At 74.7% G+C, this 25,551-nt stretch carries 23 protein-coding genes; 14 read left to right on the forward strand and 9 right to left on the reverse strand.

Translation table 11 applies throughout. The features are described from left to right. Window positions 1-108: 108 nt before the first annotated feature. A complete protein-coding gene (locus DMB38_RS04630) occupies window positions 109-1,329 on the reverse strand; it encodes a sialidase family protein (protein ID WP_125934069.1) in 1,221 nt (406 codons plus the stop codon). Window positions 1,330-1,559: 230 nt separating this feature from the next. On the opposite strand from DMB38_RS04630, the gene DMB38_RS04635 reads away from it, so the two are divergent. Further along, on the forward strand, window positions 1,560-2,771 hold the full coding sequence (locus DMB38_RS04635; RefSeq protein WP_125934070.1) for an MFS transporter: 1,212 nt from the start codon (window positions 1,560-1,562) through the stop codon (window positions 2,769-2,771). A 48-nt stretch (window positions 2,772-2,819) separates the two neighbouring features. On the opposite strand, the gene DMB38_RS04640 is transcribed toward DMB38_RS04635, so the two are convergent. Beyond that, window positions 2,820-4,475: an FAD-binding dehydrogenase gene (locus DMB38_RS04640; protein ID WP_125934071.1), complete on the reverse strand. Its 1,656-nt coding sequence runs from the start codon at window positions 4,473-4,475 to the stop codon at window positions 2,820-2,822. Window positions 4,476-4,626: 151 nt separating this feature from the next. Here DMB38_RS04640 and DMB38_RS04645 point away from each other — a divergent pair, with 151 nt between their 5' ends. The 5 genes from DMB38_RS04645 (at window position 4,627) to DMB38_RS04665 (ending at window position 9,215) form a co-directional block, all read left to right on the forward strand. Continuing rightward, entirely contained in the window at window positions 4,627-5,025 is a 399-nt protein-coding gene (locus DMB38_RS04645; RefSeq protein WP_047014931.1) for a DUF202 domain-containing protein, read from the forward strand. Continuing rightward, the gene (locus DMB38_RS04650) at window positions 5,022-5,330 is read left to right on the forward strand and encodes a DUF202 domain-containing protein (protein WP_125934072.1); all 309 of its coding nucleotides are present in this window, start codon (window positions 5,022-5,024) and stop codon (window positions 5,328-5,330) included. The genes DMB38_RS04645 and DMB38_RS04650 overlap by 4 nt, the downstream gene beginning before the upstream one ends. 598 nt (window positions 5,331-5,928) lie before the next feature. Further along, on the forward strand, window positions 5,929-6,852 hold the full coding sequence (locus tag DMB38_RS04655) for an MBL fold metallo-hydrolase (protein ID WP_240662667.1): 924 nt from the start codon (window positions 5,929-5,931) through the stop codon (window positions 6,850-6,852). A 113-nt stretch (window positions 6,853-6,965) separates the two neighbouring features. Next, the gene (locus DMB38_RS04660; protein ID WP_125934073.1) at window positions 6,966-7,985 is read left to right on the forward strand and encodes a phosphotransferase family protein; all 1,020 of its coding nucleotides are present in this window, start codon (window positions 6,966-6,968) and stop codon (window positions 7,983-7,985) included. Window positions 7,986-7,991: 6 nt separating this feature from the next. Then, window positions 7,992-9,215, forward strand: a complete 1,224-nt coding sequence (locus DMB38_RS04665) for an acyl-CoA dehydrogenase family protein (RefSeq protein WP_125934074.1) — start codon at window positions 7,992-7,994, stop codon at window positions 9,213-9,215. 63 nt (window positions 9,216-9,278) lie between these two features. Here DMB38_RS04665 and DMB38_RS04670 read toward each other — a convergent pair whose 3' ends face one another. Next, window positions 9,279-9,872, reverse strand: a complete 594-nt coding sequence (locus DMB38_RS04670; RefSeq protein WP_125938810.1) for a TetR/AcrR family transcriptional regulator — start codon at window positions 9,870-9,872, stop codon at window positions 9,279-9,281. 89 nt (window positions 9,873-9,961) lie between these two features. Beyond that, window positions 9,962-10,723 (reverse strand): SDR family oxidoreductase, encoded by a 762-nt coding sequence (locus tag DMB38_RS04675; protein WP_125934075.1) that lies wholly within the window; start codon window positions 10,721-10,723, stop codon window positions 9,962-9,964. A gap of 182 nt (window positions 10,724-10,905) precedes the next feature. On the opposite strand from DMB38_RS04675, the gene DMB38_RS04680 reads away from it, so the two are divergent. Next, complete coding sequence (locus DMB38_RS04680; RefSeq protein ID WP_125934076.1) at window positions 10,906-11,367, forward strand: MaoC family dehydratase; 462 nt, start codon at window positions 10,906-10,908, stop codon at window positions 11,365-11,367. 41 nt (window positions 11,368-11,408) lie between these two features. On the opposite strand, the gene DMB38_RS04685 is transcribed toward DMB38_RS04680, so the two are convergent. Further along, window positions 11,409-12,044, reverse strand: coding sequence for a TetR/AcrR family transcriptional regulator (locus DMB38_RS04685; protein WP_125934077.1), 636 nt, complete (start codon window positions 12,042-12,044; stop codon window positions 11,409-11,411). A gap of 183 nt (window positions 12,045-12,227) precedes the next feature. On the opposite strand from DMB38_RS04685, the gene DMB38_RS04690 reads away from it, so the two are divergent. From DMB38_RS04690 to DMB38_RS04710, 5 genes are all read left to right on the forward strand, one after another. Then, entirely contained in the window at window positions 12,228-12,875 is a 648-nt protein-coding gene (locus DMB38_RS04690) for a TetR/AcrR family transcriptional regulator (protein WP_125934078.1), read from the forward strand. A 58-nt stretch (window positions 12,876-12,933) separates the two neighbouring features. Then, the gene (locus DMB38_RS04695) at window positions 12,934-13,446 is read left to right on the forward strand and encodes a DUF402 domain-containing protein (RefSeq protein WP_125934079.1); all 513 of its coding nucleotides are present in this window, start codon (window positions 12,934-12,936) and stop codon (window positions 13,444-13,446) included. Window positions 13,447-13,596: 150 nt separating this feature from the next. Further along, on the forward strand, window positions 13,597-14,796 hold the full coding sequence (locus DMB38_RS04700; RefSeq protein ID WP_125934080.1) for an aminotransferase class I/II-fold pyridoxal phosphate-dependent enzyme: 1,200 nt from the start codon (window positions 13,597-13,599) through the stop codon (window positions 14,794-14,796). Then, window positions 14,793-16,331, forward strand: a complete 1,539-nt coding sequence (locus DMB38_RS04705) for an amidase (protein ID WP_125934081.1) — start codon at window positions 14,793-14,795, stop codon at window positions 16,329-16,331. Before DMB38_RS04700 ends, DMB38_RS04705 begins: the two co-directional genes overlap by 4 nt. Before the next feature lie 18 nt (window positions 16,332-16,349). Further along, the gene (locus DMB38_RS04710) at window positions 16,350-16,886 is read left to right on the forward strand and encodes a GNAT family N-acetyltransferase (RefSeq protein WP_125934082.1); all 537 of its coding nucleotides are present in this window, start codon (window positions 16,350-16,352) and stop codon (window positions 16,884-16,886) included. Between the two features lie 168 nt (window positions 16,887-17,054). On the opposite strand, the gene DMB38_RS04715 is transcribed toward DMB38_RS04710, so the two are convergent. The 4 genes from DMB38_RS04715 to DMB38_RS04730 all read right to left on the reverse strand — a co-directional run bounded on the left by DMB38_RS04715 (window position 17,055) and on the right by DMB38_RS04730 (window position 23,027). Beyond that, window positions 17,055-17,876: a ThuA domain-containing protein gene (locus DMB38_RS04715; protein ID WP_125934083.1), complete on the reverse strand. Its 822-nt coding sequence runs from the start codon at window positions 17,874-17,876 to the stop codon at window positions 17,055-17,057. Continuing rightward, entirely contained in the window at window positions 17,873-20,119 is a 2,247-nt protein-coding gene (locus DMB38_RS04720; RefSeq protein WP_240661973.1) for a PQQ-dependent sugar dehydrogenase, read from the reverse strand. Before DMB38_RS04720 ends, DMB38_RS04715 begins: the two co-directional genes overlap by 4 nt. Window positions 20,120-20,479: 360 nt before the next feature. Further along, on the reverse strand, window positions 20,480-21,568 hold the full coding sequence (locus DMB38_RS04725; protein ID WP_125934084.1) for a Zn-dependent alcohol dehydrogenase: 1,089 nt from the start codon (window positions 21,566-21,568) through the stop codon (window positions 20,480-20,482). Window positions 21,569-21,608: 40 nt separating this feature from the next. Next, window positions 21,609-23,027 (reverse strand): aldehyde dehydrogenase family protein, encoded by a 1,419-nt coding sequence (locus DMB38_RS04730; protein ID WP_125934085.1) that lies wholly within the window; start codon window positions 23,025-23,027, stop codon window positions 21,609-21,611. Window positions 23,028-23,209: 182 nt separating this feature from the next. Between DMB38_RS04730 and hmgA the strand changes: the two genes are divergently transcribed. After that, entirely contained in the window at window positions 23,210-24,559 is a 1,350-nt protein-coding gene (gene hmgA, locus DMB38_RS04735) for a homogentisate 1,2-dioxygenase (RefSeq protein ID WP_125934086.1), read from the forward strand. Next, window positions 24,556-25,308, forward strand: a complete 753-nt coding sequence (locus DMB38_RS04740; protein WP_125934087.1) for a GntR family transcriptional regulator — start codon at window positions 24,556-24,558, stop codon at window positions 25,306-25,308. The genes hmgA and DMB38_RS04740 overlap by 4 nt, the downstream gene beginning before the upstream one ends. The last annotated feature ends 243 nt before the right edge of the window (window positions 25,309-25,551 follow it).

A 25,551-nucleotide genomic window follows, 5' to 3' on the forward strand; every position in this document is an offset into this window, starting at 1 on the left:
GCGGGAGGGGCGGGCCAGGGGGATGGCCCGGCGCCCTCCCGCCGGTTCTCTGCTCCCGCCGGCGGCGACCGGCCGGCCGCCAGGCACCGCCGGTCGCCGCCGGGGGCGTCAGCCGCCGAGGTTCCGCAGGTCCAGGCGGCGGAACTCGATCGTCTCGTACGACCCGGCCGCGCCCGTCTCGTACAGGACCCCGATCGTCTGGCCGTTCACCTGCACCAGGTCCGAGTACGCCGCCGGCTGCTGCGACAGCGTCGTCACCTTGGTGAAGTGGCGCCCCGCGTCGTCGCTGCGCCAGACCGCCAGCTTCTCGCGCTTGGCGGGGTTCGAGGGCCCGGAGAAGAGCAGCGGCGCGTGCCGGCCCACGGGCTGGAGCACGCTCGCCTGGACGACCGGCACCTCGCCGAGGTCCGGCTGCACCCGGTACGGCCGGTCGAGGGTCGCGCCGCCGTCGCTGGAGTAGGCGTCGAGACGGTTGCCGGGAGCGGTGCCGTTCTGGTCGCGGGTGCTGAAGTACAGGCGGCCGTCGGGCAGTTCGGCCGCGATGTTCTCGTTGCTGTTGATCTCGCCCTCGTACTCGTCGTCGACGAAGCCCCTCTTCCAGGAGCGGCCGCCGTCGTCGCTGTAGATGGCGTGGGCGCCGTAGTACCGGGCCTCCTGCCCGGTGTCCGCGGAGCCGGCCGGCGGGGCGGTGGAGTGGTTCGAGGGGATGACGAGCCGGCCGCGGTTCGGCCCGTGCTGGAGGGCGACGGCGTGGCCGGGGCCGGTCGCGTACCAGCGCCACTGCGGCAGCTTGACGTCGGCGGTGATCTCCCGCGGCGCGTCGAACGTGCGGCCGTCGTCGGTGGAGCGCTGCACGAAGACCCGCCGGCTCTGCTCGGCGGTGACCTCGCCGCGCATGATCTGCGCCTCGGTGACCTTGCCGCTGTTGTACGAGGTGACGAGCACCAGGTCGCCGGTCTCCGGGTCGACGACGGGCGCCGGGTTGCCACGGGTGTCGCCGCCGCCCGCGGCAACGACGGACATCGGGCCCCAGGTGCAGCCGCCGTCCTCGGAGCGGCGGACGACGACGTCGATGTTGCCGGTGTCCCCGGCGCCGCCGACACGGCCCTCGGCGAAGGCGAGGAGGGAGCCGCCGCGGGTCTTCACGGTGGCGGGGATGCGGTACGTGGCGTAGCCGCCCTCGCCGGATCTGTAGGGGACGGAGGAGGTGCAGCGGGCCTGGCCGGACGCCGTGGCCCCGGCGTCGGCCGCCGCCGTGCCGGGGCCCGCGGCCAGGGTGCCGAGCAGGGCGGTCGCGGAGAGGAAGAGGAGGCTTGTCGAGGTGCGCATGCGGCGACTCCGAAGTCATGGGACGTAGGAGGTGGGATGTCCGATCGCAAAACGTAGAGGGCGCGGCGGCCCGAGGCAAGACCCCGGACGCCGGGAAAGATCGCACCAACGCACGGGAGTCCAGGTGTTCGTGTGCGATCGTGAGCGGGAATCGAGCTGGTTGGACGGGGGACACGGGCCCCGGGGGCGCGGGCACCGGGCGGGCGGAACGGACAGGCGGAGGAGGCCGGGTGGCGAGCACGGGCGAGATACGGCGGGCGCGGTACGCCGTCGCGGCGGTGTTCGCCGCGCACGGCGCGGTCACCGGCAGCTTCGCCACCCGGGTCCCCTGGGTGCAGGACCACGCCGGGATCAGCGCGGGGCAGCTCGGTCTCGCGCTCGCCATGCCCGCCCTCGGCGCCGCCAGCGCGATGCCGCTCGCCGGCCGGATCAGCCACACCTTCGGCGCCCGCCGCGCGCTGCGCGGGCTGATGGTCATGTGGTGTCTCGCGCTGGTGCTGCCGGCCCTCGCGCCCGGGCTCGCGACGCTCTGCGCGGGCCTGTTCGTGTACGGCGCGACCGCCGGCATGGCGGACGTCGCGATGAACGCCCTCGGCGTCGACGTGGAACAGCGGCTCGGCCGCTCGATCATGTCCGGGCTGCACGGCATGTGGAGCGGCGGCGCGCTCGCGGGCTCGGCGGCCGGCACCGTCGCCGCGCACACCGAGCTGGACGGCCGGGTGCACTTCGCGCTCGCCGCCGCCGTCCTCACCGCGGTCTCGGCCGTCGCCTGCCGCTGGGTGCTGGAGCCCGTCGCGCACGCCGACGAGGAGCCGCCGCCGCACTTCGCGCTGCCGCCGCGCGCGGCGCTGCTCATCGGCGCGGTCGGATTCTGCGCGGTGTTCGCCGAGGGCGCCAGCCTGGACTGGTCGGCGGTCTACCTGCGCGACGAGATGGGCTCCTCCCCCGGCCTCGCCGCCGCGTGCACCACGGGCTTCGCGCTGACGATGGCGGTGGCCCGGCTGGTGGGCGACGCGGTCGTCGAACGTCTCGGCCCGGTGCGCACGGTGCGCGCCGGCGGGATGCTGGCGACGCTCGGCGGGGTGCTCATCGTCACCTCGTCCGCCGCGGCGCAGGCGATGGCCGGGTTCGGGCTGCTGGGGCTGGGCATCGCGGTCGTCGTGCCGGTGGTCTTCGCGGCGGCGGCCCGGTCCGCCCACGCGCCGAGCCAGGCGATCGCGGGGGTGGCGACGATCATGTACGCCTCCGGGCTCATCGCCCCGGCGGCGATCGGGCAGGTCGCCGACGCGACGTCGCTGACCGTGTCGTTCGGGCTGGTGACCGTGCTGGCCACCGGGCTCATCGCGGGCGCGGGGCTGCTGCGCGGGCGGCGCTCGGAGACGCGGGCCACGGCGCCCGGCGCCGTACCGGATCCGGCGCCCGCGCCGGGCACGGACACGTAAGGGGGTGGCCGAGCCCGTACGGGCCCACAGCCACAGCCACCCGCCCCCTCAGCCCACCGCCTTCGCCGCCGCGCGGCCCGCGGCCCGGCCGGAGAAGAGGCACCCGCCGAGGAACGTGCCCTCCAGCGCGCGGTATCCGTGGACGCCGCCGCCGCCGAAGCCGGCGGCCTCCCCGGCCGCGTACACGCCCGGCAGCGGCTCCCCGCCCTCGGCGAGCACCCGCGAGGACAGGTCCGTCTCCAGCCCGCCGAGGGACTTGCGGGTGAGGATGTTCAGCCGTACGGCGATGAGCGGGCCGTTCTTCGGGTCGAGGAAGCGGTGCGGGGAGGCGGCGCGGATGAGCTTGTCGCCGAGGAAGTTGCGGGCGCCGCGCAGGGCGGTGATCTGCATGTCCTTCGTGTAGGCGTTGTCGATCTCGCGGTCGCGGGCGGTGAGCGTGCGGCGCAGCGCCTCCTCGTCGATGAGCTTGTCGCCGGTCAGCTCGTTCATCCTGCGGACCAGGGTGGCGAGGTCGCGTTCGACGATGAAGTCGACGCCGTTGTCCATGAACGCCTGCACGGGCGCGGGCGCCCCGGAGCCGGCCCGGCCCAGGACGTCGCGGACGCTCTTGCCGGTCAGGTCCGGGTTCTGCTCGCTGCCGGAGAGCGTGAACTCCTTCTCGATGACCTTCTGGCTGAGGACGAACCAGGTGTAGCCGTGGCCCGACTTCATGATGTGCTCCAGCGTGCCGAGCGTGTCGAAGCCCGGGAAGAGCGGCACCGGCAGCCGGCGGCCGGTCGCGTCCAGCCACAGTGACGAGGGTCCCGGCAGGATCCGGATGCCGTGCCGGGCCCAGATGGGGTTCCAGTTCTCGATGCCCTCGGTGTAGTGCCACATCCGGTCGCGGTTGATGAGCCGGCCGCCCGCCGCCCCGGCGATGTCGAGCAGCAGCCCGTCGACGTGCGCGGGGACGCCGGAGAGCAGCTTCTCCGGCGGGGTGCCGAGCCGCTCCGGCCAGTGGGCGCGGACGAGGTCGTGGTTGCCGCCGATGCCGCCGGAGGTGATGATCACCGCCTGGGCGCGCAGCTCGAAGGTGTCGGCCACCTCCCGGCCGCTGGCGGTGCCGCGCGGGGCGTCGCTGGGTTCGAGGATCTCGCCGGTGACGGTGTCGACGGCGCCGCCGCTGCGGGCCAGCCCGGTGACGCGGTGCCGGAAGCGCATGTCGACGCGGCCGAGTTCCGCGGCCTCGCGCACCCGCCGCTCGAAGGGGGCGACGACGCCCGGCCCCGTGCCCCAGGTGATGTGGAAGCGGGGTACGGAGTTGCCGTGGCCCTCCGCGTCGTAGCCGCCGCGCTCGGCCCAGCCGACGACCGGGAAGAACGACATGCCCTGGGCGCGCAGCCAGGCGCGCTTCTCGCCGCTGGCGAAGTCGACGTACGCCTCGGCCCACTTGCGCGGCCAGTGGTCCTCGGCGCGGTCGAAGCCCGCGGTGCCGAGCCAGTCCTGCCAGGCCAGCTCGCGGCTGTCGCGGATGCGCAGCCGGCGCTGCTCGGGCGAGCCGACGAAGAAGAGGCCGCCGAAGGACCAGTGCGCCTGGCCGCCGAGCGCCTGTTCCGGCTCCTGGTCCAGCAGGATGACCTTGCGTCCGGCGTCGGCCAGCTCCGCGGTCGCGGCGAGTCCTGCGAGCCCCGCTCCGATCACGATGACGTCGGCGTCGTAGACCATGGCTGCCGCCCCTCCGAAGGTTACCGGTCGGTTCAGATCCTGTTGACTGGGCGCCCGCCCGTCAACCGCCGGACACCGGCCACTTTCCCCGCCCGCGGGCGGGGCGGGTCGGCCGCGGGGTGCGCGGGGGCGTTCGGTTAGGGTCGAGGCCGTGAGCGACCCGGAACGTCCGTCCGCCGTGCGGCTGTGGTTCTCGCCCCGGCGGCTGCGGGCCGAGGGCCGCACGCCGGACTACCGCTTCTCGCTCGCCAACGAGCGGACGTTCCTCGCCTGGGTGCGAACGGCGCTGGCGCTCGTCGGCGGCGGCATCGCCGCGGACCAGTTCCTCACCGAGATGTCCCGCCCCTTCCGTACGGCCATCGCCGCCGTGCTGCTCGCGGGCGGGGCGGTGTGCGCGGTACGCGCCGTCAACCACTGGATCCGCTGCGAGCGCGCGATGCGGCGCGGCGAGGACCTGCCGGAGTCCCGCTTCCCCGGACTGCTCGCCGTGGGCACGGCGGTGGCGGCGGCGGTGCTGATCGTCGTGGTGCTGGTCGGGGCCGGGCGGTGAGCCGCGCCCGGGACCCCGGGGCGCAGCCGGAGCGGACGCGGCTCGCGTGGCGGCGTACGACGCTGGCGTTCGCGGTCGTGGTGGTGCTGGAGCTGCGGCGGGTGGTCGTCGAGGGGGGCTCCGCGGGCGGGTACGCGGGGCTGTCGCTGGCGCTGTGCACGTGGCTGGTGTTCCTGGCGGTGGGCCAGCGGCGGATAAACCAACTGGCCGCCGCCGCACCGGCGGCGATGGCGCCGGGCCTCGCGCTGGGCGCGGGCCTGTGCCTGGTGGCGTCCGCGACCTCCGCGGCCGTGCTGCTCATCTGACGCCGCCGTGGCCGCCGTCCGCACGCTCCCGTCCGTACGCCCCGCGTCCGCTTCCGGGTCGCCGACGGGCCGCCGTCCCTGCCCGCGCCTGGTCCTAAGCTCGCAGGCAGCACCGCGGTGCGGGCAGGAGTCGTCGTGAGGGGGGGGCATGCGCATGGGCGTCACCGTGCCGCTGATCGTCGTGATGGGGGTGTCCGGCTGCGGCAAGACCACGGTGGGCCGGGAACTGGCCGAGCGGCTGAACGTGCCGTACGCGGACGGCGCCGACATCGCCCGGGAGGCCGGCCTCTCCCCCGCCCTCGGCGAGCCGCCCGACGAGGCCGTCACCGGCTGGCTCCGCAGACGGGCCGCGAGCGGCGGCGTCGTCAGCAGGCCCGCGCTGCGCCGCCGCGACCGCGACCGGCTCGCGGCGGCCGTGCCGGGGCTGTACTTCCTCCATCTGGACGGCTCGCGGCGCCTCGTCGGCGCCCGGCTGGCCGAGCGCAAGGAGCTGTTCGTGCCGCACGACGTGCTGGACGCCCAGTTCGCCGCGCTCGAACCACTGGCGCCCGACGAGCACGGGGCGGCGGTCGGCATCGAGGGCACCCCGGCGCAGATCGTGGACCGCGCGGTCGACGCCGCGCGCACGCCGTACTGCGTGCAGCTCGCCACCGGCGTGCACGCCTACATCCAGCCGGACGGCGGCTGGTGCCTGAGCAACGCGGGCTTCGTCAGCGACGGCACGACGACGCTGCTCGTCGACACCGCCGCCACCGAGCCCCGGGCGAAGCTGCTGCGCGAGGCGGTCCTGGCCAGCGGGGCGCCCGACCCGGCGCTGGTGGTCAACACCCACCACCACGGCGACCATACGTACGGCAACAGCGTCTTCGCCCCCGCCACGGTCGTCGGCCACGCCGCGTGCCGGCAGCAGGTGCTCGCGGCGGGGCGCCATCTGGAGCTGCTGTGGCCGGAGGTGGAGTACGGGGACGTGCGGCTGACGGCGCCGGGGATGACGTACACGGAGTCGATGACGCTGACGGCGGGCGGCGCGGAGGTCCGGCTGCTGCACCCGGGCCCCGCGCACACGGTCGGCGACACGGTGGTGTGGCTGCCGGAGCAGCGGGTCGTGTTCGCCGGGGACATAGCGCTCTGCGGCGGTACGCCGTTCGTCGCGTTCGGCTCGCTCGGGGGTTCGCTGCGGGCGCTGGAGGATCTGCGGTCGCTGGGCGCGGAGACGGTGGTGCCAGGGCACGGTCCGGTGACGGACGCGGGCGTGTTCGACGCGGTGGAGCGGTATCTGCGGTACGTCGGCGAGCTTGCCGCGCAGGGCCGCGCGGCGGGCCGGACGCCGCTGGAGACGGCGCGGGCCGCGGACCCGGAGGCGTTCGCGGAACTGCGGGAGCCGGAGCGGCTGGTGGCGAACCTGCACCGGGCGTACAGCGAGCTGGCGGGCGAACCGGAGGGCCGCCCGCTGGACGCGGCGGCGTACTTCGCGGACATGGCGGCGCTGAACGGCGGCACGATGATGCCCTGTCACGCGTAGCGCCCACGGCCCGTTCGCCGGGCCTGGACGCCATACCGACCGGTCGGCATTATGGGGGGCCGGGTCCGCGCCGCCGGGTCCGCCGTCGACCGCCGCCCCCGGAGGGACCCCGCATGAGCGACGACCACCCGCCCGGCCTCGACCCCCACGCCCTGCGCCGGCACCTCGACGCGCACCTCCCCGGGCTCGTCCGCGGCGGGCTCCGCGCCCGGCTCGTCGAGGGCGGCAGGTCCAATCTCACGTACGACGTCACCGACGGCACCGGCCGCTGGGTCGTCCGCCGCCCCCCGCTCGGCCATGTCCTCGCCACCGCCCACGACATGGCCCGCGAGCACCGCGTGCTCACCGCCCTGCACCCCACCCCCGTCCCCGTACCGCGGACCCTGCTGCTCTGTACCGACGAGACGGTGCTCGGCGCCCCCTTCTACGTCATGGAGTACGTCCCCGGCACCGTCTACCGCACCGCGGGGCAGCTCGCGCCGCTCGGCCCCGCGCGCACCCGCGCCGTGGTCGAAGGACTCGTCGACACCCTGGTCCGCCTCCACGAGGTCGACCCGGCCGAAGCCGGCCTGGCCGGCTTCGGCCGTCCCGACGGCTTCCTGGAACGCCAGCTCCGCCGCTGGGGCAAGCAGCTCGACGCCTCCCGCAGCCGCGAGCTGCCCGGCATCGACGAGCTGCACGACGCCCTCGCCCGCGACCTGCCGCCCGCCGCCGCGCCCGCCGTCGTCCACGGCGACTACCGCCTCGACAACGTCCTCGTCGACGCCGCCGGCACCGTGACCGCCGTCCTGGACTGGGAGATGTCGACGCTCGGCGACCCGCTCACGGACCTCGGCCTGCTCGCCATGTACAGCACCCCCGCCGGCGCCGACTCCCCCATCGCCACCACCGCGGACGCCCCGGGGCACCCGGCCGCCGCCGAGATCGTCGCCCGCTACGCCGAGCGGTCCGGCCGCGACGTCTCCCGCGTCGCGTGGTACACGGCCTTCGCGTACTTCAAGCTCGCCGTGATCCTGGAGGGCATCCACTACCGCTTCACGCTCGGCCAGACCGTCGGCGCCGGCTTCGACCGCATCGGCGAACTCGTGCCCCGCTTCATCGCGGGCGGCCGCACCACTCTGCAGGAAGGCTGACCGGCCATGGACTTCGCACCCGACGCGCGCACCGAGGAACTGCGCGAGCGCCTGCTCGCGTTCATGACCGAGCACGTCTTCCCCGCCGAGCCCGTCGCCGCCGCGCAGCTCGCCGGGGCAGACGACCCGTGGGCGCACCCGCCCGTCGTGGCCGAGCTGCGCGCCGAGGCGCGCAGGCGCGGGCTGTGGAACCTCTTCCTCCCCGACACCGTGTACGGGGCGGGCCTGACGAACCTGCAGTACGCGCCGCTCGCGGAGATCACCGGCCGCAGCCCGCACCTGGCGCCGCTGGCGCTCAACTGCAGCGCGCCGGACACCGGGAACATGGAGCTGCTGGCCCAGTTCGCCACCCCGGAGCAGCGCGCGCGGTGGCTGGAGCCGCTGCTGGAGGGGCGTATCCGGTCGGCGTTCGCGATGACCGAGCCGGCCGTCGCCTCCTCCGACGCCACGAACATCGAGACCAGGATCGAGCGGGACGGCGACTCGTACGTCATCGACGGCCGCAAGTGGTACATCTCCGGGGCGATGAACCCGGATTGCGCCGTGTTCATCGTCATGGGCAAGACCGACCCGCACGGCACCGATCTCCGCCGCCAGCAGTCCATGGTCCTCGTCCCGCGCGACACCCCGGGCCTCACCGTCCGCCGGGCCATGCGCGTCTACGGCTTCGAGGACCGTCTGCACGGCGGCCACGCCGAGATCGTGCTCGACGGCGTACGGGTCCCGGCGGCGAACCTCGTCGGCGAGGAGGGCGGCGGCTTCGCCATCGCGCAGGCGCGGCTGGGCCCCGGCCGCATCCACCACTGCATGCGGCTGATCGGCATGGCGGAGCGGGCGATCGAGCTGATGTGCCGGCGGGCGGTGGAGCGTTCGGCGTTCGGCAAGGAGCTGGCGCGGCAGGGCGTGGTGCAGACGTGGATCGCGGACGCGCGGGTGGCGGTGGAGCAGTTGCGGCTGCTGGTGCTGAAGACCGCGTGGCTGATGGACACGGTCGGCAACCGCGGCGCGCACACCGAGATCCAGGCCATCAAGATCGCCGTGCCGCGGGAGGTCACCGGCATCCTGGACCGCGCCGTCCAGTTGCACGGCGCGGCGGGCGTCAGCCAGGACACGCCGCTGGCCGAGCTGTGGGCGTCGGCGCGCACGCTGCGGCTGGCGGACGGGCCCGACGAGGTGCACCAGCGGTCGCTGGCCCTGCGCGAGCTGCGGAAGTACGCGCGGGGCGGGTGAGCGTGCGCCGTACGGGCGGGGGAGCGCGGCTCCGTACGGCCGCGGCCTTCCGGGGCTCCGGCGCTACGGCCGCAGGGCGCGCATGAGCAGTTCCGCCATCCGGTCGCCGATCTCCCGGGCCGACATCGGCCCGTCCGGGCGGTACCAACTGCCCAGGTGGTGCAGCGCGCCGAAGTGGTAGTCGACCACCAGGTCGGCCGGAGTGGCGGTGGAGAACACGCCGCCGGCCTGGCCCTCCTCGATCAGGCCGCGGAAGCGCTCGTGGTAGCGGCGCCGCTCGGCCCGTACCTCCTTGTACTTCTCCGGGCTCAGCATGTGCATCGAGCGGAAGAAGATGAGGGCGTCCTCGTGGTGGTCGACGGTCGTGACGACCACGTCCGCCGCCGCCTCCCGCAGCCGCTGCTCGACCGGGGCGTCCATCGCCGCGAAGTGGTCGAGGCGCTGCTGCTGGAGCCGCAGGAGGCGGCCGTAGATCTCGTGCAGGAGATCGTCCTTGGAGCCGAAGTAGTGGTAGAGGGCGCCCTTGGTGACGCCCGCGGCCTCGACGAGCTCCTGCACGGAGGTGCGGTCGAACCCTCGCTCCGCGAAGAGCCTCGTGGCGGCGGCGAGCAGCCGCTCCGGCACCGTCCCGCTGTTCCCGCCCGTCGTCGTCGCCATGTCCTCGCCCTTCGTCGTCCCGGCCTCCAGTGTCGGTCCCGGCACCCCGGCCCGTCCCGGCCTCCCGGAAGGTCCCCGGCCCGCCCGGGTCAGTCCCGGCCCTCCTCCAGTGTCCGCTGCAGCTTGTTCATGCCGCCCAGCCAGCGGTCCGGGTCGGTGGCGCGCAGCGCGCTGTAACCGGCGACCTCGGGGTGCGGCAGGATGAGGAAGCGGTCCTCGGCGATGCCGGCCAGCACGGCGTCGGCGACCTGCTCCGGCTCGATCGCGCCGGGGGCGAGCACGAGGTCGCCCGCCGCGCCGGTGGCGCGGAGCATGTCGGTGCGTACGCCCTGGGGGCAGACCGCGTGCACGGAGATGCCGCGGTGGCGGTACGTCAGCGAGAGCCACTCGGCGAAGGCGAGCGCGGCGTGCTTGGTGACGGCGTACGGGGCGGCGGCGACCATCGAGAGCAGGCCGGCGGCCGAGACGGTGGCGACGAACCGGCCCCCGCCGCGCTCCAGCCACTCCGGCACCAGTTCGCGTGCGGCGCGCACGTGGGCCATGACGTTGACGTCCCAGGCGGCGGACCACTCGTCGTCCGGGGTCTCGGGGCCGCCGCCGGTGGCGAGGCCGGCGTTGGCGCAGAAGAGGTCGATGCCGCCGAGCGCCTCGCGGGCGGCGGGTACGGCGCCGGAGGCGTCGCCGGGGAGCGCGACACCGCCGATCTCGGCGGCGACGGCGCGGGCCCCGGCCTCGTCCAGGTCGTTGACGGCGACGCGGGCGCCCTCGGCGGCGAGCCGCCGCGCCAGTGCGGCGCCGATGCCGGCGGCGCCTCCGGTGACCACTGCCCGCGCGTCCCGCACGCTGCCCACGGTGCCCGCCTCCCCACGGTTGCCGGTACCGCGCAGACTAACCGGTCGGTATGCCGGGGGGAAGGTCACGGGCGCGCGCCGCTCCCCGGCGCGGGGCCGTTGACACGACCCCGTACCGCGACAATGCTAAGCAGTCGCTTAGACGATCCCGACGCACCCGCGCCCGCCCCGGGAGGCACGCCATGGCAGAGCCCCGCACGTTCACTTCGGTCGACGAGCTGAAGGGCGCGGTGGGCGAGGACTTGGGGTACACGGACTGGGTGGAGATCGACCAGCGGCGCGTCGACCTGTTCGCCGAGGCGACCGGGGACCACCAGTGGATCCACGTCGACCCGGAACGGGCGGCGGCGGGCCCGTTCGGCGGGACCATCGCGCACGGCTACCTCACGCTCTCGCTGCTGCCGCTCTTCGGCCCGCAGCTCATCGACGTCACGGGCGTGCGCATGGGCGTCAACTACGGCACGAACAAGGTGCGTTTCCCCGCGCCCGTGCCCGTGGGCTCCTGGCTGCGGGCGTCCGCGACGATCACGGAGGTGGCCGAGGTCACGGACGGCGTGCAGCTCACCGTGCGGTACACGGTCGAGCGCGAGGGCGGCGGGAAGCCCGTGTGCGTCGCGGAGTCGGTGGTCCGCTACTCCTTCTGACCCGCTCCTCCGGCCGACCCGCTCCGGCCTCCCCCGGCCGGCTACTTCCGGGCGCTCCGCTTCGGCGCGGCCGGTGCCGCGACCATCCGGCCGACCAGGTCCGCGTAGAGCGCCGCCAGCTCGTCCGGCGGCCTGCTGCCCGACGCGCTGAACCACCGGGCCACGTCCACGCACAGCGACAGCACGGCCAGCGCCGTCCCCGGCACGTCGGCCACCGCGAACTCGCCGTCCCGTACGCCGTCCTCGATGATCCCCCGCACCAGCCTGTCGATGTCCCGCCGCAGCGCGACGATCTCCGCGTAGTGCTCCTCGCCGAGCGCGGCCAGTTCGTACTGCACCACGCGCGCCGTCGTGTGGTGCTCCGCGTGCCAGCGCGCGAAGGCCCGTACGGCGCGCGCCAGCCGCTCCCCCGCCGTGCCCTCCGACTCCGCCGCCGCGGCGATGATCGCCCGCGCCCGCTCGTGGCCGACCCGGCTGATCCGGAAGAGCAGCTCTTCCTTGGTCTTGAAGTGGATGTACAGCGCGGCAGGGCTCATCCCGGCGCGGCCGGCGATGTCGCGGGTGGTGGTCGCGTGGTAGCCGCGCTCCGCGAAGGCCTCGACGCCCGCGGTGAGCAGCCGCTGCGCCGCCTCCGGCTCGACGCCGCCCCAGGCCGCGGGGTCCTGGACGTCCTGCATGCTCGCTCTCCGCTCTCCCGGGTGCAGCGGAGAACACCTTACCCCCGACGCTGAGCAAGCGCTTAGGACCGTACGCGCCGGGTGCGACACCCCGCGCCCGGCCGCGGCGGCCCCGCGGACCCGGCCCGTGACCTCGCGGTTAGCGCTGCTAGTTTCCGCGGCGCCCGCTCTAAAATGTGCCGCATGGCCCGCCCCCGCAAGCCCCTGCTGAGCCGCGAGCGCATCGTCACGGCGGCGCTCGCCCTCGTCGACGCCGAGGGGCTGCAGGCCGTGTCCACCCGGCGGCTCGCGGCCGAGCTGGGGGTGAGCGGCCCCTCGCTCTACAACCACTTCACGACGAAGGACGAACTGCTGGACGCCGCCGTCGACGCCGTGGTCGCCGAAGTCGACCTGTCGATGTTCGCGGACGGCCTGCCGTGGCCCGAGGCGCTGCTGGCCTGGGCGAGGTCGTACCGGGCGGCGCTGGCCGCGCACCCCAACATCGTGCCCGTGCTCGCCCAGGGCCCCGGCCGCAGGCCGGCGGCGCTGCGGCTGGCGGACGCCGTCTTCGGCGGCATGATCGACGCCGGCTGGCCGCCGGCGCAGGCCACCCGGGTCGGCGCGCTGATGCGCTACTACGTGGCCGGATCCGCGCTCGGCTCGTTCGCGGGCGGCTTCGTCGCCGACCCGGCGGCGTACGACCCGGCGGACTACCCGCACCTCGGCCGGGCGCATCTGCTGCCGGAGCACCGCCACGAGGTGGACGAGGGCGCGTTCGAGACCGGGTTGCGGGCGCTCGTGGACGGGCTGAAATTGCAGTTCGCCCAGCTCAGCGGGGAACCGTCGGCGTGATGCGGGCTCGGCGCGGGGGTGCCGCCCGGCGGGCCGTGGGCGGGGCTATGATCCCGCAATGGCCGACCTGGTACGCGTGATCTACCGCAAGTACGACGGCACCCTCCACTGGAACTCGACCATGCGCCGCCTCGGCGAGGACGAGCACGGCGTGTGGCTCGGCCAGCCCGCGGGCGGCACGACGCGCAAGGGCACCGGCCCGCCCGTGGTCTTCGAGTGCGCGCACGTGGCCCTCTTCCCCCGCGACGCCTGGTGGACCGCCGAGTTCAACGCCCCGCCGCGGCGCACCGACCTCTACGCGGACATCACCACGCCGCCGCGGTGGCGCTCGGCCGCGGAGGTCACGATGGTCGACCTGGACCTCGACGTCGCCCGGCGGCGCGGGGAGCGCGAGCCGCGGCTGCTGGACGAGGACGAGTTCGCCGACCACCGGATGCGCTACGGCTACTCCGAGGAGACTGTCGCGCGGGCGACGGCGTCGGCCGAGTGGCTGATGGCCGCGGTGGCGGCGGGCACGGAGCCGTTCGCCGGGGCGTACCTGCCCTGGCTCGAACAGGTGGTGGAGGGCTAGGACGGACCATGCGGGCCGGCCGGCGGGTCACCGGCGCGTCGGGAGGCGTGAATTCGCAGGTCCGGTGGAGGTCGGCCGACCTACCATGGCGGGCATGGCCCAGTCGAACACCTTCGTACGCCCCCGTCCGCCACGCCCCTGCGGGCGCCGATGAGCGCCGGGACGCCGGACGCCCCGGTGGCCGATCCGCTGCGCGGGCCGACGCTCGCGGAGCTGCGGAGGCGGACGTCGGTGAAGTGGCGGGCGTATCCGCCCGACGTGCTGCCGCTCTGGGTCGCCGAGATGGACACCCGGCTCGCCGCGCCCGTCGCCGAGGCGGTGCGCACGGCGGTCGACCTGGGCGACACGGGGTACGCGACCGTCGAGCCGTACGCGGAGGCGGTGGCGGAGTTCGCCGGGCGCCGCTGGGACTGGCGGGTGCCGACGGAGCGGATCGCCCTCGTGCCGGACGTGATGCGCGGTATCGCCGAGGTGCTGAGGCTGGTCACGGCCCCGGACGACGCCGTCGTCGTCAACTCCCCGGTCTACCCGCCGTTCTACGCCTACACCGAGCACCTGGGCCTGCGCGTGGTCGAGGCGCCGCTGGGCGAGGACGGGCGCATCGGCTTCGCCGCCCTGGCGGAGGCGTTCGCCTCCGCGCGCGCCGGCGGCCACCGCGCGGCGTACCTGCTGTGCAGCCCGCACAACCCGACCGGCACCGTGCACACCGCCGCCGAACTGGCGCGGGTCGCCGCGCTCGCCGGGGAGCACGGGGTGCGGGTCGTCGCCGACGAGATACATGCCCCGCTGGTGCCGCCCGGCGCGCGGCACGTCCCGTATCTGACCGTGCCCGGCGCGGAGCGCGGCTTCGCGCTGCTGTCGGCGTCCAAGGCGTGGAACCTCGCGGGGCTGAAGTCCGCGGTCGCCGTCGCGGGCGAGGAGTCGGCGGGCGAGCTGGCGCTGCTGCCGCAGGAGATGTCGCACGGAGCGAGCCACCTCGGTGCCCTCGCGCACGTGGCCGCCTTCCGCCACGGCGGCCCGTGGCTGGACGCGCTGCTCGCCGGTCTCGACGAGAACCGGCGGCTGCTCGGACGGCTGCTGGCGGAGCGGCTGCCGGGAGTGGAGTACCGCGTTCCGGACGGTACGTTCCTGGCCTGGCTCGACTGCCGCGCGCTGAGGCTCGGGGACGACCCCGCGGCGGTGTTCCTGGAGCACGGACGGGTGGCGCTGGCGTCGGGCATCCCGTTCGGCACGGGCGGCGCGGGGCACGCGCGGCTCAACTTCGCCACCTCGCCCGAGGTGCTGACCGAGGCGGTGGACCGGATGGCCACCGCGGTGGAAACCTCACCCCAGCCGGGAGGCAGGCCATGACCGACGACACGACGGCGCACCGGCGGGACGGCAAGGCGGCCGGCGAGCGCGGCCGCGGGGCGCGGGGCGGCGATCCGGACGCGGGAGCGCGTGCGGGCACGGCGGCGACGCCCGCGGCCCGCCCGCCCGTGCACGCCTTCCGGGACGACGCCCTCGGCGCGCACGACGCCGTCGCCCTCGCCGCGCTCGTCCGCGACGGCGAGGTCGGTGCCGCGGAGCTGGCCCGGGCCGCGGTGGAGCGGATCCGGCTCGTCGACGCCGAGTTGCACGCCGTCGCCGTCCCGGCCTTCGACACGTACGAGACGGACGGCGCGGCCACGGGACCGCTCGCGGGCGTGCCCACGCTGCTCAAGGACAACACCGACTACGGCGGTCTCCCCACCGGCCACGGCAGCGCGGCCTTCACCCCGCACCCCGCGCCGCGGCACGCGCCGTTCACGCGCCAGTTCCTCAGCACCGGCATGACGTTCCTCGGCAAGACCCGGCTGCCGGAGTTCGGCTTCAACGCCAGCACGGAGTACGAGGACGACGAGCCGGTCCGCAACCCCTGGCACACCTCGTACTCCCCCGGCGGATCCTCCGGCGGCAGCGCCGCGCTCGTCGCCTCCGGCGCCGTGCCGATCGCGCACGCCAACGACGGCGGCGGCTCCATCCGCATCCCCGCCGCATGCTGCGGGCTGGTCGGCCTCAAGCCCACCCGGGGCCGGGTCGTGGCCAACGAGACGGGCCGCAGGCTGCCCATCGACATGGTGGGCGACGGGGTGCTGAGCCGCTCCGTGCGCGACACCGCGGCGTTCCTCGCCGCGGCCGAACGGCACTGGCGCAACCCGCGCATGCCCCCGCTGGGCCTCGTCGAGGGCCCGGGGACGCGCCGCCTGCGGATCGGCTTGGTGGCCGAGTCGCCGACCGGCGCGCCGACGGACGCGGCCACGCGCGCGGCCGTGGCGGCGGTCGCCACCGCGCTGACGGGGCAGGGGCACACGGTCGAGACCTACGCGCTGCCGCTCGACGGCCGCTTCGAGCAGGACTTCATCGCGTACTGGGGGATGCTCGCGTTCCTCGCCGGCGCGGGCGGCCGGTTCGTGTACGACCGGCACTTCGACGCGCGCCGGATGGACGGCCTGAGCAAGGGCCTGCGGTCGACGTACGTGCGCCGGATGCACACCACCCCGGCGTTCCTGCGCCGCCTGCGCCGCGCGGCGGACGAGGCGTACGACGCGGCGCTCACGCGCTACGACGTGCTGCTCTCCCCGGTCCTGGCGCACACGACCCCGCGCCTGGGCCACCTGTCGCCGAACGTTCCGTACGAGGAACTGCTGAACCGCCTCCGCGCGTACGTGGCGTTCACCCCCATCAACAACATCAACGGCGGCCCCGCGATCTCCCTCCCCGCCCCCACCACCGAACCGGCACCGGCGGACGGCCTGCCGGTGGGCGTGATGCTCTCGGCGGCCCACGGCGACGAACGCACCCTGCTGGAACTGGCCTTCGCCCTGGAGGCCGACCTGCCCTGGCGCCGCATCCAGGACGCCTGAGAGAACGAGGAAAGCCGGATGGTCTTCGGAAAGCTGGTGAAGCTGCGGGCGTTCGAGCCCGCTGAGGCGGACGCCCTGTGGCGGTGGAACCACGACCCCGACGTGATGCGCTGGATGGACGACGGCTACGCCGCGTCGCTGGCGCGGGTCCGCCGGAACCTGGAGGACCGCGCCCCGAACGCGTACGGAGACGTGCTGTACGCGGTCGAAGTGCTGGCCGACGGCGCGCTGATCGGCCTCGTCCGGCTGCGCGACGCCGAGCCGGAGACGGGTCTGGCCGAGCTGGACGTCTACCTCGGTGAGAAGGAGTACTGGGGCCGCGGCTACGCCACCGACGCGGTGCGCGCGATATGCCGCTTCGGCTTCGAGGACATGCGGCTGCACAAGATCTCGCTGACGGTGGTGACCGAGAACCACGCGGCGATCAGCGTCTACAAGAAGGTGGGCTTCGCGGAGGAGGGCCGGCTGCGGTCCGTCTTCCGGCGGGACGGGCGCTGGTACGACCAGTTCACGATGGGGCTGCTGGAGGGCGAACTGCCGGACGACAGGCCGTAGCACCGGAACGGGTACCGGCCCCGGCCCGCTCACGGACCAGGTGCCCGGCCGGGTGGCCGGGCACCTGGGTTCGGCGGGGGTGGATCGGCGTTCCGCCCCGCGCCGGCCGGCCCGGGGGCCGGGCCGTCGCCGCCGCCCCTCGCGGCGACGACGGATCTCGGGGCGGGCTCAGCCGCAGTCGGCCTCGACCGCGCCCGCCGACCAGCGGACGCCGCCGAGGAGGTGGCGGACGAAGTCCGGCTCCGCGTACGACTCGGCGGTGTGGCCGCCGCCGGTGTAGAACGAGCGGCCGCCCTCGTACTCCTGGCACCAGGCGATGGGGTGGTCCTCGCCCATCTGCCCGCCGTCGTAGGTCGACTCGTCGAGCGTGGCAAGCACGTGCGCGGTGTCGCGCGCGCCGGCCCGGTAGTCGTACCACTCGTCGGTGCGGACCCACTGGTCGTCCAGGTGCGCGGTGGCGTCGTGCGCGTGGTCCTCCACGTTCACCGTGGCCTGCTGGATCGCCGGGTGGGAGGCGAACCAGGCGCCGACCAGCTCGCCGTAGAACGGCCAGCCGTACTCGGTGTCGGCGGCGGCGTGGATGCCCATGTAGCCGCCGCCTCCCCTGATGTAGCCCTCGAACGCCGCCTGCTGGGTCCCGTCGAGCACGTCGCCCGTCGTGTGCAGGAAGACGACCGACTCGTACTGGGCGAGGTTCGCCGCCGTGAACGCCCCGGCGTCCTCCGTGGCCGTGACCGAGAAGTCGTTCCCGGTGCCCAGCTCGGTGAGCGCCGCGACGCCCTCGTCGATCGAGTCGTGCCGGAATCCGGCCGTCTTGGAGAAGACCAGCACGTCGAAGGCAGCCGCCTGATCGGCGGCGGGCGATACGGGCGCGGGCGCCGGGGCCGCCGTCGCGCCGCCCGCCGGTACGGCCGCCGCCGCGCACAGCAGCGCGCAGGCCGCGGCCGGGATGGCGAGCCGGCCGGCCCGCCGCTTCTTGTCGTCGGTCACTGTTCGCCTCCGGAGCCGAGGGTGAAGGAATCGACGGTGAAGGGCGCGTCGCCCGCGCCCCTGAAGACCAGGTGCAGCGTCGTGGTCTCCGCCGGCGCGCCGGCCAGCGTGGTGGTCACGTCCTCGTACGTGTCCGCGCCGCCGGTCGCCGGCACGTCGACGGTGCCGAGCAGCGCGCCGTCCGGCGCCCCGGCGCGAACCTCGATCGCACCGCCCGCCGCCGCCGCGGCCACGCGGGCGGTGAACTCGCCGTCCTCGACCAGGTACGGGCTGAACGCGATCCAGCCGCCGTCGTCGATGCCGCCGACGCGCGTCCCGCCCTCCGCCGACGCGGCCTGCTCGGCCACGGCGCCCTCGGCGGTCTTGAAGTGCTCCGCCTGCCGGTGCCGGGGCTGCGCGAGGTGCTGGTCGGTGACGGTCGTGCCGTCCGCGTCCGTGTACGTGGCGGTGAAGACGCCGAAGATGTTGGCGCTCACGTCGTGCCCGCCGTCCGCGGGCGTCTGCAGGGTGCCGGAGCAGCCCGAGGCGGACGCGAGGTGGTGGGCGTGCGAATCGTGGCCCAGCAGGTAGTCGAGGGTCACCTTCGAGCAGTCGGCCTCGCCGCCCTCGGGGTCGGTCACCTCGATCTCGAACGGCACGGCGTCGCCGAACTCGAAGAGCTGCCCGTCGCCCGGCAGCCGCAGCTCCACGGAGGCGGCGCTTCCGGCCCGCGCGCCGTCGCTCCGCGCGCCGCCGGCCTTCACCACCTCCGGCTTCCCGCCCGCACCGGCCCCGGCTCCCCCGGCTCCGGCCGCCTGCCCGGCCGGTACGTGCTCGATGCGGTAGAGCGCGCTTGAGGCGTCGCCGCTGCCGAAGCCGGTGCCGTAGTCCAGGACGTACAGCGCCCCGTCGGGCCCGAAGGCCATGTCCATCACCTGCGTGCCGGACCAGGGGAACGCGTTGATGGACTCGACCCCGCCGGAACCGTCGACCTTGATGTTCTTGATCCAGCGGCGGCCGAACTCGCCGGCGAAGTAGTCACCGTCGAACTCCTCGGGGAACTTCACGGCCGAGTCCAGACCGGCGTCGTAGTCGTAGACGGGGCCGCCCATCGGGGATTCCGAGCCGTTGCCGAACTCGGGGACGGAATTGCCGTCGTACGGAATCCACGCCGCCCGGGCCGGCGGCAGTTCGGTCAGGCCGGTGTTGTGCGGCGAGTCGTTCACGGGCGCGCCGCAGTCGTAGGCGCCGCCGGAGGAGCCGTTGCCGAAGTCGTATTCGACATAGGCGTCGTTGTCGCCGGTGCAGTAGGGCCAGCCGAAGTTGCCCGGCTCGGTGATGCGGTTGAACTCGACCTGGCCGCCGGGGCCGCGGGTGGCGCTCGCGGTGCCGGCGTCGGGGCCGTAGTCGCCGAGGTAGACGGTGCCGGTGGCTTTGTCGACGCTCATGCGGAACGGGTTGCGGAAGCCCATGGCGTAGATCTCGGGCCTGGTCTTCTCCGTGCCGGGCGCGAAGAGGTTGCCGTCCGGGATGTCGTACGAGCCGTCCGCGTCGACCTTGATCCGCAGGACCTTGCCGCGCAGGTCATTGGTGTTGCCCGCGGAGCGCTGGGCGTCGAACGCCGGGTTCCGGTCGGCGCGTTCGTCGATGGGCGTGTACCCGTCGGAGGCGAACGGGTTGGTGTCGTCCCCGGTGGAGAGGTACAGGTTGCCCTGGGCGTCGAAGTCGATGTCGCCGCCGACGTGGCAGCACTGGCCGCGGGAGGCCGGGACCTCCAGCACGGTGACCTCGCTGCCCATGTCCAGGGTGCCGTTCGCGCTCAGCACGAACCGCGAGAGCCGGTTCACGCCGTCGAAGCGCGCGAAGTCGGCGGGGCTGCCGGTCTCGGGGGCGCCGCCGCCGGGGGTGTCCAGGGGCGGGGCGTAGTAGAGGTAGACGAAGCGGTTGGACGCGAAGCCAGGGTCGGCGGCGACGCCTTGCAGGCCCTCCTCGTCGTTGGTGTAGACGGGGAGCTTGCCCGCGACGCTGGTGTCGCCGTCGGCGTTGGTCAGGCGCAGCGTGCCGTCGCGCGCGGTGTGCAGCACCGACCGGTCGGGGAGCACGGCCAGCGACATGGGCTCGCCCATGTCGGCTACGCCCTTGGCGAGTTCGACCTGCCGGAACTCCGCCGCCGCGGCCCGCGGCGGGGCGGCCGTGGCCGTCTGCGTGACGGTGAGCGCGACCACGCCCGACGTCACGAGCAGGCCGCCTGACAATGCGGCCATGACCTTTCTCAGTTTCCTGTGCACGCGCTTCCTCCGTGGAGAGGTCGGTGGGGGGTTGCACAGGCGCGCGCCGTCGCGCCACGGGGCGCGTCGTCCTCGGGAGGGGGGTGACGACGACGCCCCGGTCTGACCGGTCCGCATCAAGTTAACTTCTTTTCGTCACCCTGGGAACTGCTTCGACTCCACCGCAAACAAACTTTATCCACCAAGAGCCCAAAGGGCGGGGAGAGTTGCGGGAAAGCGCATCCGGGCGCCCTGCGCCTCCAAGAAGTGAAGACAGGGGCGTTGTCCCAGCTTGATCGTCAGGGCACTTTCTTTCCGCCGCCGCGACGGCCCGTCAAGTAATCCGGCTGACGGCGTTCAGAACACCACGAGCGCCCGGCCCCCGCGCCCCGCCAGCATCGCGTCGAACGCCGCCGGGATGCCGTCGAGCCCGATGCGGGCGGTGACGAGCCCGCCCAGGTCCAGTTCCCCGGTGCGTACGTGCGCGGCGATGGCCGGCAGGTCGCGGGCCGGGTCGCTGTTGCCGTAGACGCAACCGGAAAGCGTGCGGCCGAAGTAGAAGAGCTCCAGCGCCGAGAACGACACCCGCTCCTCCTGGCCGCCGATGCCGACGACCGTCGTCCGCCCGCCGCGCCGCGTGCCGGCCCAGGCGGTGCGTATCGACTCCGCCCGGCCGGCGCACTCGATCGCCACGTCGGTGCCGATCCCGGCGGTCAGCGTGCGGATCCGCTTCGCGGTGTCGCGCTCCCCGCCCGGCGCGGCGAGGACGAAGTCGGTGGCCCCGGCGGCGCGCGCCAGCTCCTCCTTCGCGGGCGAGACGTCCACCGCGACGAGCGGCCCGGCGCCCGCGATCCGGGCGGCCTGGAGCACCGCGAGCCCCACGCCGCCGGCGCCGAAGACGGCGACCGACTCCCCGGCCCGTACCGCGGCGGCGTGGTGCACGGCGCCCCAGCCGGTGAGGACGGCGCAGCCGAGGAGCGCGGCGTCGGCCAGCGGTACCCCGGCGGGCAGGGGCAGCACGGCGCGCGCGGGCACGACGGTCTCCTCGGCGAAGGCGGCGGTGCCCAGGCCCGGGTAGAGGCCGGCGCCGTCGCGGGTGGCGTACGGCTCGGCCGCGGCGGCGCCCGCGACGGCGCAGAGCCACGGCTCGCCGAGCCCGCAGTAGTGGCACGCGCCGCAGGACGGCGCCCAGTTGAGCACCACCTCGTCGCCCACGGCCACGCCGGTGACGCCCTCGCCGACCGCGACGACGGTGCCGGCGCCCTCGTGGCCGAGGACCGCGGGTACGGGCTGGCGCAGCGTGCCGTTGGCGAGGGAGAGGTCGGAGTGGCAGACGCCGGCGGCGGCGAGCCGGACACGCACGTGTCCGGCGCCCGGGGCGGGGAGGTCGATGTCGGCGAGTTCGAGCGGGGAGCCGATCGCGGGCAGGACGGCGGCGCGGGGCATCGGGGTCTCCGTATCTCCGGGTGGCGGTGGGGTCCGTGCGTCAGAACTGCAGCGACTTGGTGTGCAGGAACTCCGCGAGCCCCGCCACCCCCAGCTCGCGGCCGATGCCCGACTGCTTGTGGCCGCCGAACGGCGCCAGCGGGTCGAACTTCCCGCCGTTGACGACGACCGTGCCGGTCTCCATCCGCCGCGCGAACGCCGCCGCCTCCGCATCACTGGCCGCCCACACGGCGCCGGCCAGGCCGTAGACCGTGCCGTTGGCGATGCGCAGGGCGTCGTCCTCGTCCTCGTACGGCATGATCGCCAGCACCGGGCCGAAGATCTCCTCCTGCGCGATGGTCATGCCGGGGGTGACGTCGGCGAAGACGGTGGGCTGGACGTAGTAGCCGCGCTCACGGCCCTCGGGCGCCCCGGCCCCGCCGGCGAGGAGTACGGCGCCTTCTGCGGTGCCGCGCTCGATGTAGCCGCGAACGCGCTCGCGCTGTACGGCGCTGACGACGGGCCCGAGGCGGGTGGCGGGGTCGCGGGGGTCGCCGGGCGCGTACTTGGTGAGGGCGGTGGTGGCGAGGGTGAGCGCCTGGTCGTACGCGTCCCTGTGGACGAGCATCCGGGTCCAGGCGGTGCAGGTCTGGCCGGAGTTGGCCATGACGTTGGCGACACCGGCGCTCACGGCCCTGGCGAGGTCGGCGCCCGGCAGGATGACGTTCGCGGACTTGCCGCCCAGCTCCAGCGCCACCGGCTTGACGGCCGCGCCCGCCGCCGCGGCGACGGTCCGGCCGACGGCGGTGGATCCGGTGAACGACAGGAAGTCGGTGCCGGGGTGCTCCACCAGCGCCCGGCCGGCCTCGGCGCCGTACCCGGTGACGACGTTGAGGACGCCGGGCGGGAAGCCGGCCGCGGCGACGGCCTCGGCGAAGATCCGGGCCACCAGCGGGGTGTTCTCCGCGGGCTTGAGGACCACGGTGCAGCCGGCGGCGAGCGCGGGGGCGGCCTTGGCGACGATCTGGTGCAGCGGGTAGTTCCACGGCGTGATCGCGCCGACGACGCCCACGGGCTCGTGCAGGACGGTGGCGGTCCCGGCCTTCTCCTCGTACGGGTACGAGGCGCCGATCCGCGCGTACGAGGCGGAGACGGCGACCGGCACCGCGGCGTGCACCTTCCGGCTGAACGTCAGCGGCGCGCCCAGTTCCGCGGTGACCGTCGCGGCGATGTCCTCCGCCCGGGCGGCCAGCACGTCGCCGAGCGCCCCGACGCGCGCGGCCCGGTCGGCGGGCGGCGTCGCCGCCCAGCGGGGGAACGCGGCGCGGGCGGCGGCGACGGCGGCGTCCACGTCGGCCGCGGTCCCGGCCGGGACGGTGGCGATGACCTGCTCGTCGGCGGGGTCGACGACCTCGATGACACCGTCGCCGGCGGCGGGCTGCCAGCGGCCGTCGATGAACATGCCGTCGTGAGCCTGCATCGGTACGTCTCCCGGTGGGTCGGCGGTGTGCGTACGGCACCAAACTAGCGCCGGTAGTTTTCGGCGCCCAGGCCGTCCGGGCGTGCGGTGGGTCACGCGCGCCGGGTGGCGCCGCCCGCGTGCACCTGAGACCATTCCTATGGTTCCCCATAGGAATGGTGACGGGAAGACGGGCGGTACCCATGACCAGCAGCGCAGAGCAGGAGCGCGCCGAGCGGGCGCGCAAGACCGCCGAGGGGCTGACGTACCTCTCCGGCTTCGGCAACCAGCACAGCAGCGAGGCGATCCCCGGCGCCCTGCCCACCGGGCGCAACTCCCCCCAGCGCGCCCCTCTCGGGCTCTACGCCGAGCAGTTGTCCGGCTCCGCGTTCACCGAGCCCCGCGCCCGCAACCGGCGCTCCTGGCTCTACCGCATCCGCCCCTCCGCCGCCCACCCCCGCTTCGTCCGCGCGGACAACGGCGCCCTGCGCACCGCCCCGTTCACCGAGGCGGTCCCCGACCCCAACCGGCTCCGCTGGAACCCGCTGCCCGAGCCCCCGGCAGGCACCGACTTCCTGGCCGGCCTGTGGACCCTCGGCGGCAACGGCGACGCCGCGCAGCGCACCGGCATGGCGATCCACCTCTACGCCGCCAACGCCCCCATGGACCGCGTCTTCTCCGACGCCGACGGCGAACTCCTCGTCGTCCCCGAGCGCGGCGGCCTGCTGCTGCGCACCGAACTCGGCCTGCTGCGCGCCGAGCCGGGACACGTCGCCCTCGTGCCCCGCGGCGTCCGCTTCCGCGTCGAGCCGCTGACCGCGGGCGCCACCGTGCGCGGCTACGTCTGCGAGAACTACGGCAGCCCCTTCGTCCTCCCCGAACTCGGCCCCATCGGCGCCAACGGCCTGGCCAACCCCCGCGACTTCCTCGCGCCCGTCGCGGCGTACGAGGAGACGGAGGGCCCGGTCGAGGTCGTCAGCAAGTTCTGCGGCAACCTGTGGACGGCCACGTACGACCACTCCCCGCTCGACGTCGTCGCCTGGCACGGCAACCACGTCCCGTACGTCTACGACCTGCACCGCTTCAACGTCATCGGCACCATCAGCTACGACCACCCCGACCCGTCCATCTTCACCGTCCTCACCTCGCCTTCCGACACCCCGGGGCTCGCGGGGGTCGACTTCGTCGTCTTCGCGCCGCGCTGGCTCGTCGGGGAGGACACCTTCCGCCCGCCGTACTTCCACCGGAACGTGATGAGCGAGTACATGGGCCTCGTCGAGGGCGCGTACGACGCGAAGACGGCCGGGCCGGGAGGTTTCGTGCCCGGCGGCGGCTCGCTGCACAACATGATGTCCGCGCACGGCCCCGACCAGGAGACCTTCGACCGCGCCTCGGCCGCCGAGCTGAAGCCGCAGAAGATCGACGACGGGCTGGCGTTCATGTTCGAGACCCGCTGGCCGGTCACGCTCACGCCGCAGGCGCGGGACGCCGAGCACCTCCAGCAGGGCTACGACGACGTATGGCGGGGACTGCGGCGAGAATTCAGGCCATGACCGGCCTCTTCGCCCCCGACTCCCTCCAGCTCAACCGCAAGCTGCCGCTCTGGTACCAGGTGTCGCAGTCCCTGCGCGCCTCCATCCTCGGCCGCCCCCCGGACGCGCCGCTGCGGCTGCCGACGGAGGAACAGCTCGCCGGGCACTACGGCGTCAGCGTGCTCACGCTCCGCCAGGCCCTCAAGGAGCTGGAGGAGGAGGGCCTGATCACGCGCCACCGGCGGCACGGCACGTTCATCGAGGCCACCGCCCGGCACACCGCCCCGGTCCGGCTGCTGGGCTCGGTCGACGCGATCGTCGCCCAGCAGTCCGGCGACCGCACGACCCTCCTGGCGCACGGCCCCGCCCCGGTCCCCGCGGACCTCGCCGGGTACTTCCCCGACCTCGCCGAGGCCATGACGTACCGCAGACTGCGCCACGACGGCGCCACCGGCGAGGCCACCAACTGGGCCGACAACACCGTCCGTCCGGACGCGGCGGCCCGCATCGACCCGGCGGACCTGGAGCGCTGGCCGATGACGAAGGTCCTCCGCGACCGCGCCGGCATCCGCATCGCCCGCATCACGGACACGGTCACCGCCACACTGGCGGAACCGGAGACGGTCGAACTGCTCGGCGTCCCGCTGCTGAGCCCGATCCTGCACTACACGGGCGTCTCGTACGACGATGCCGGCAGGGTGGTGGACGTCGCCAGGATCCGCTACCGGGGCGACCGGTTCTCGTTCAGCGTGACCCTGGAGGCGCCGTAACTCCGCAACGGCCCGCGAGCCGTCCCCCAGCGGGAACTACGGTGGTGCGGGTGACGATCGTTGAGGTTGCGGCACGTACGCGCGTCGGCTGCGGGCGTCCCGTCGAGCGGTTGACCGGCCACCCGCGCCTGCCGCTGGCCGCCGATTCCCGGACGACGGCGAGCCGGAGACGCACCTGGTCCTGTCCGACGGGACCCGCGCCTGGGAGCCGAATGGCCTGGCGGCCATGACCACCGCGGCCCC

The sequence above is a fragment of the Streptomyces sp. WAC 06738 genome, from assembly GCF_003945505.1.
Taxonomy (GTDB): Bacteria; Actinomycetota; Actinomycetes; order Streptomycetales; family Streptomycetaceae; genus Streptomyces.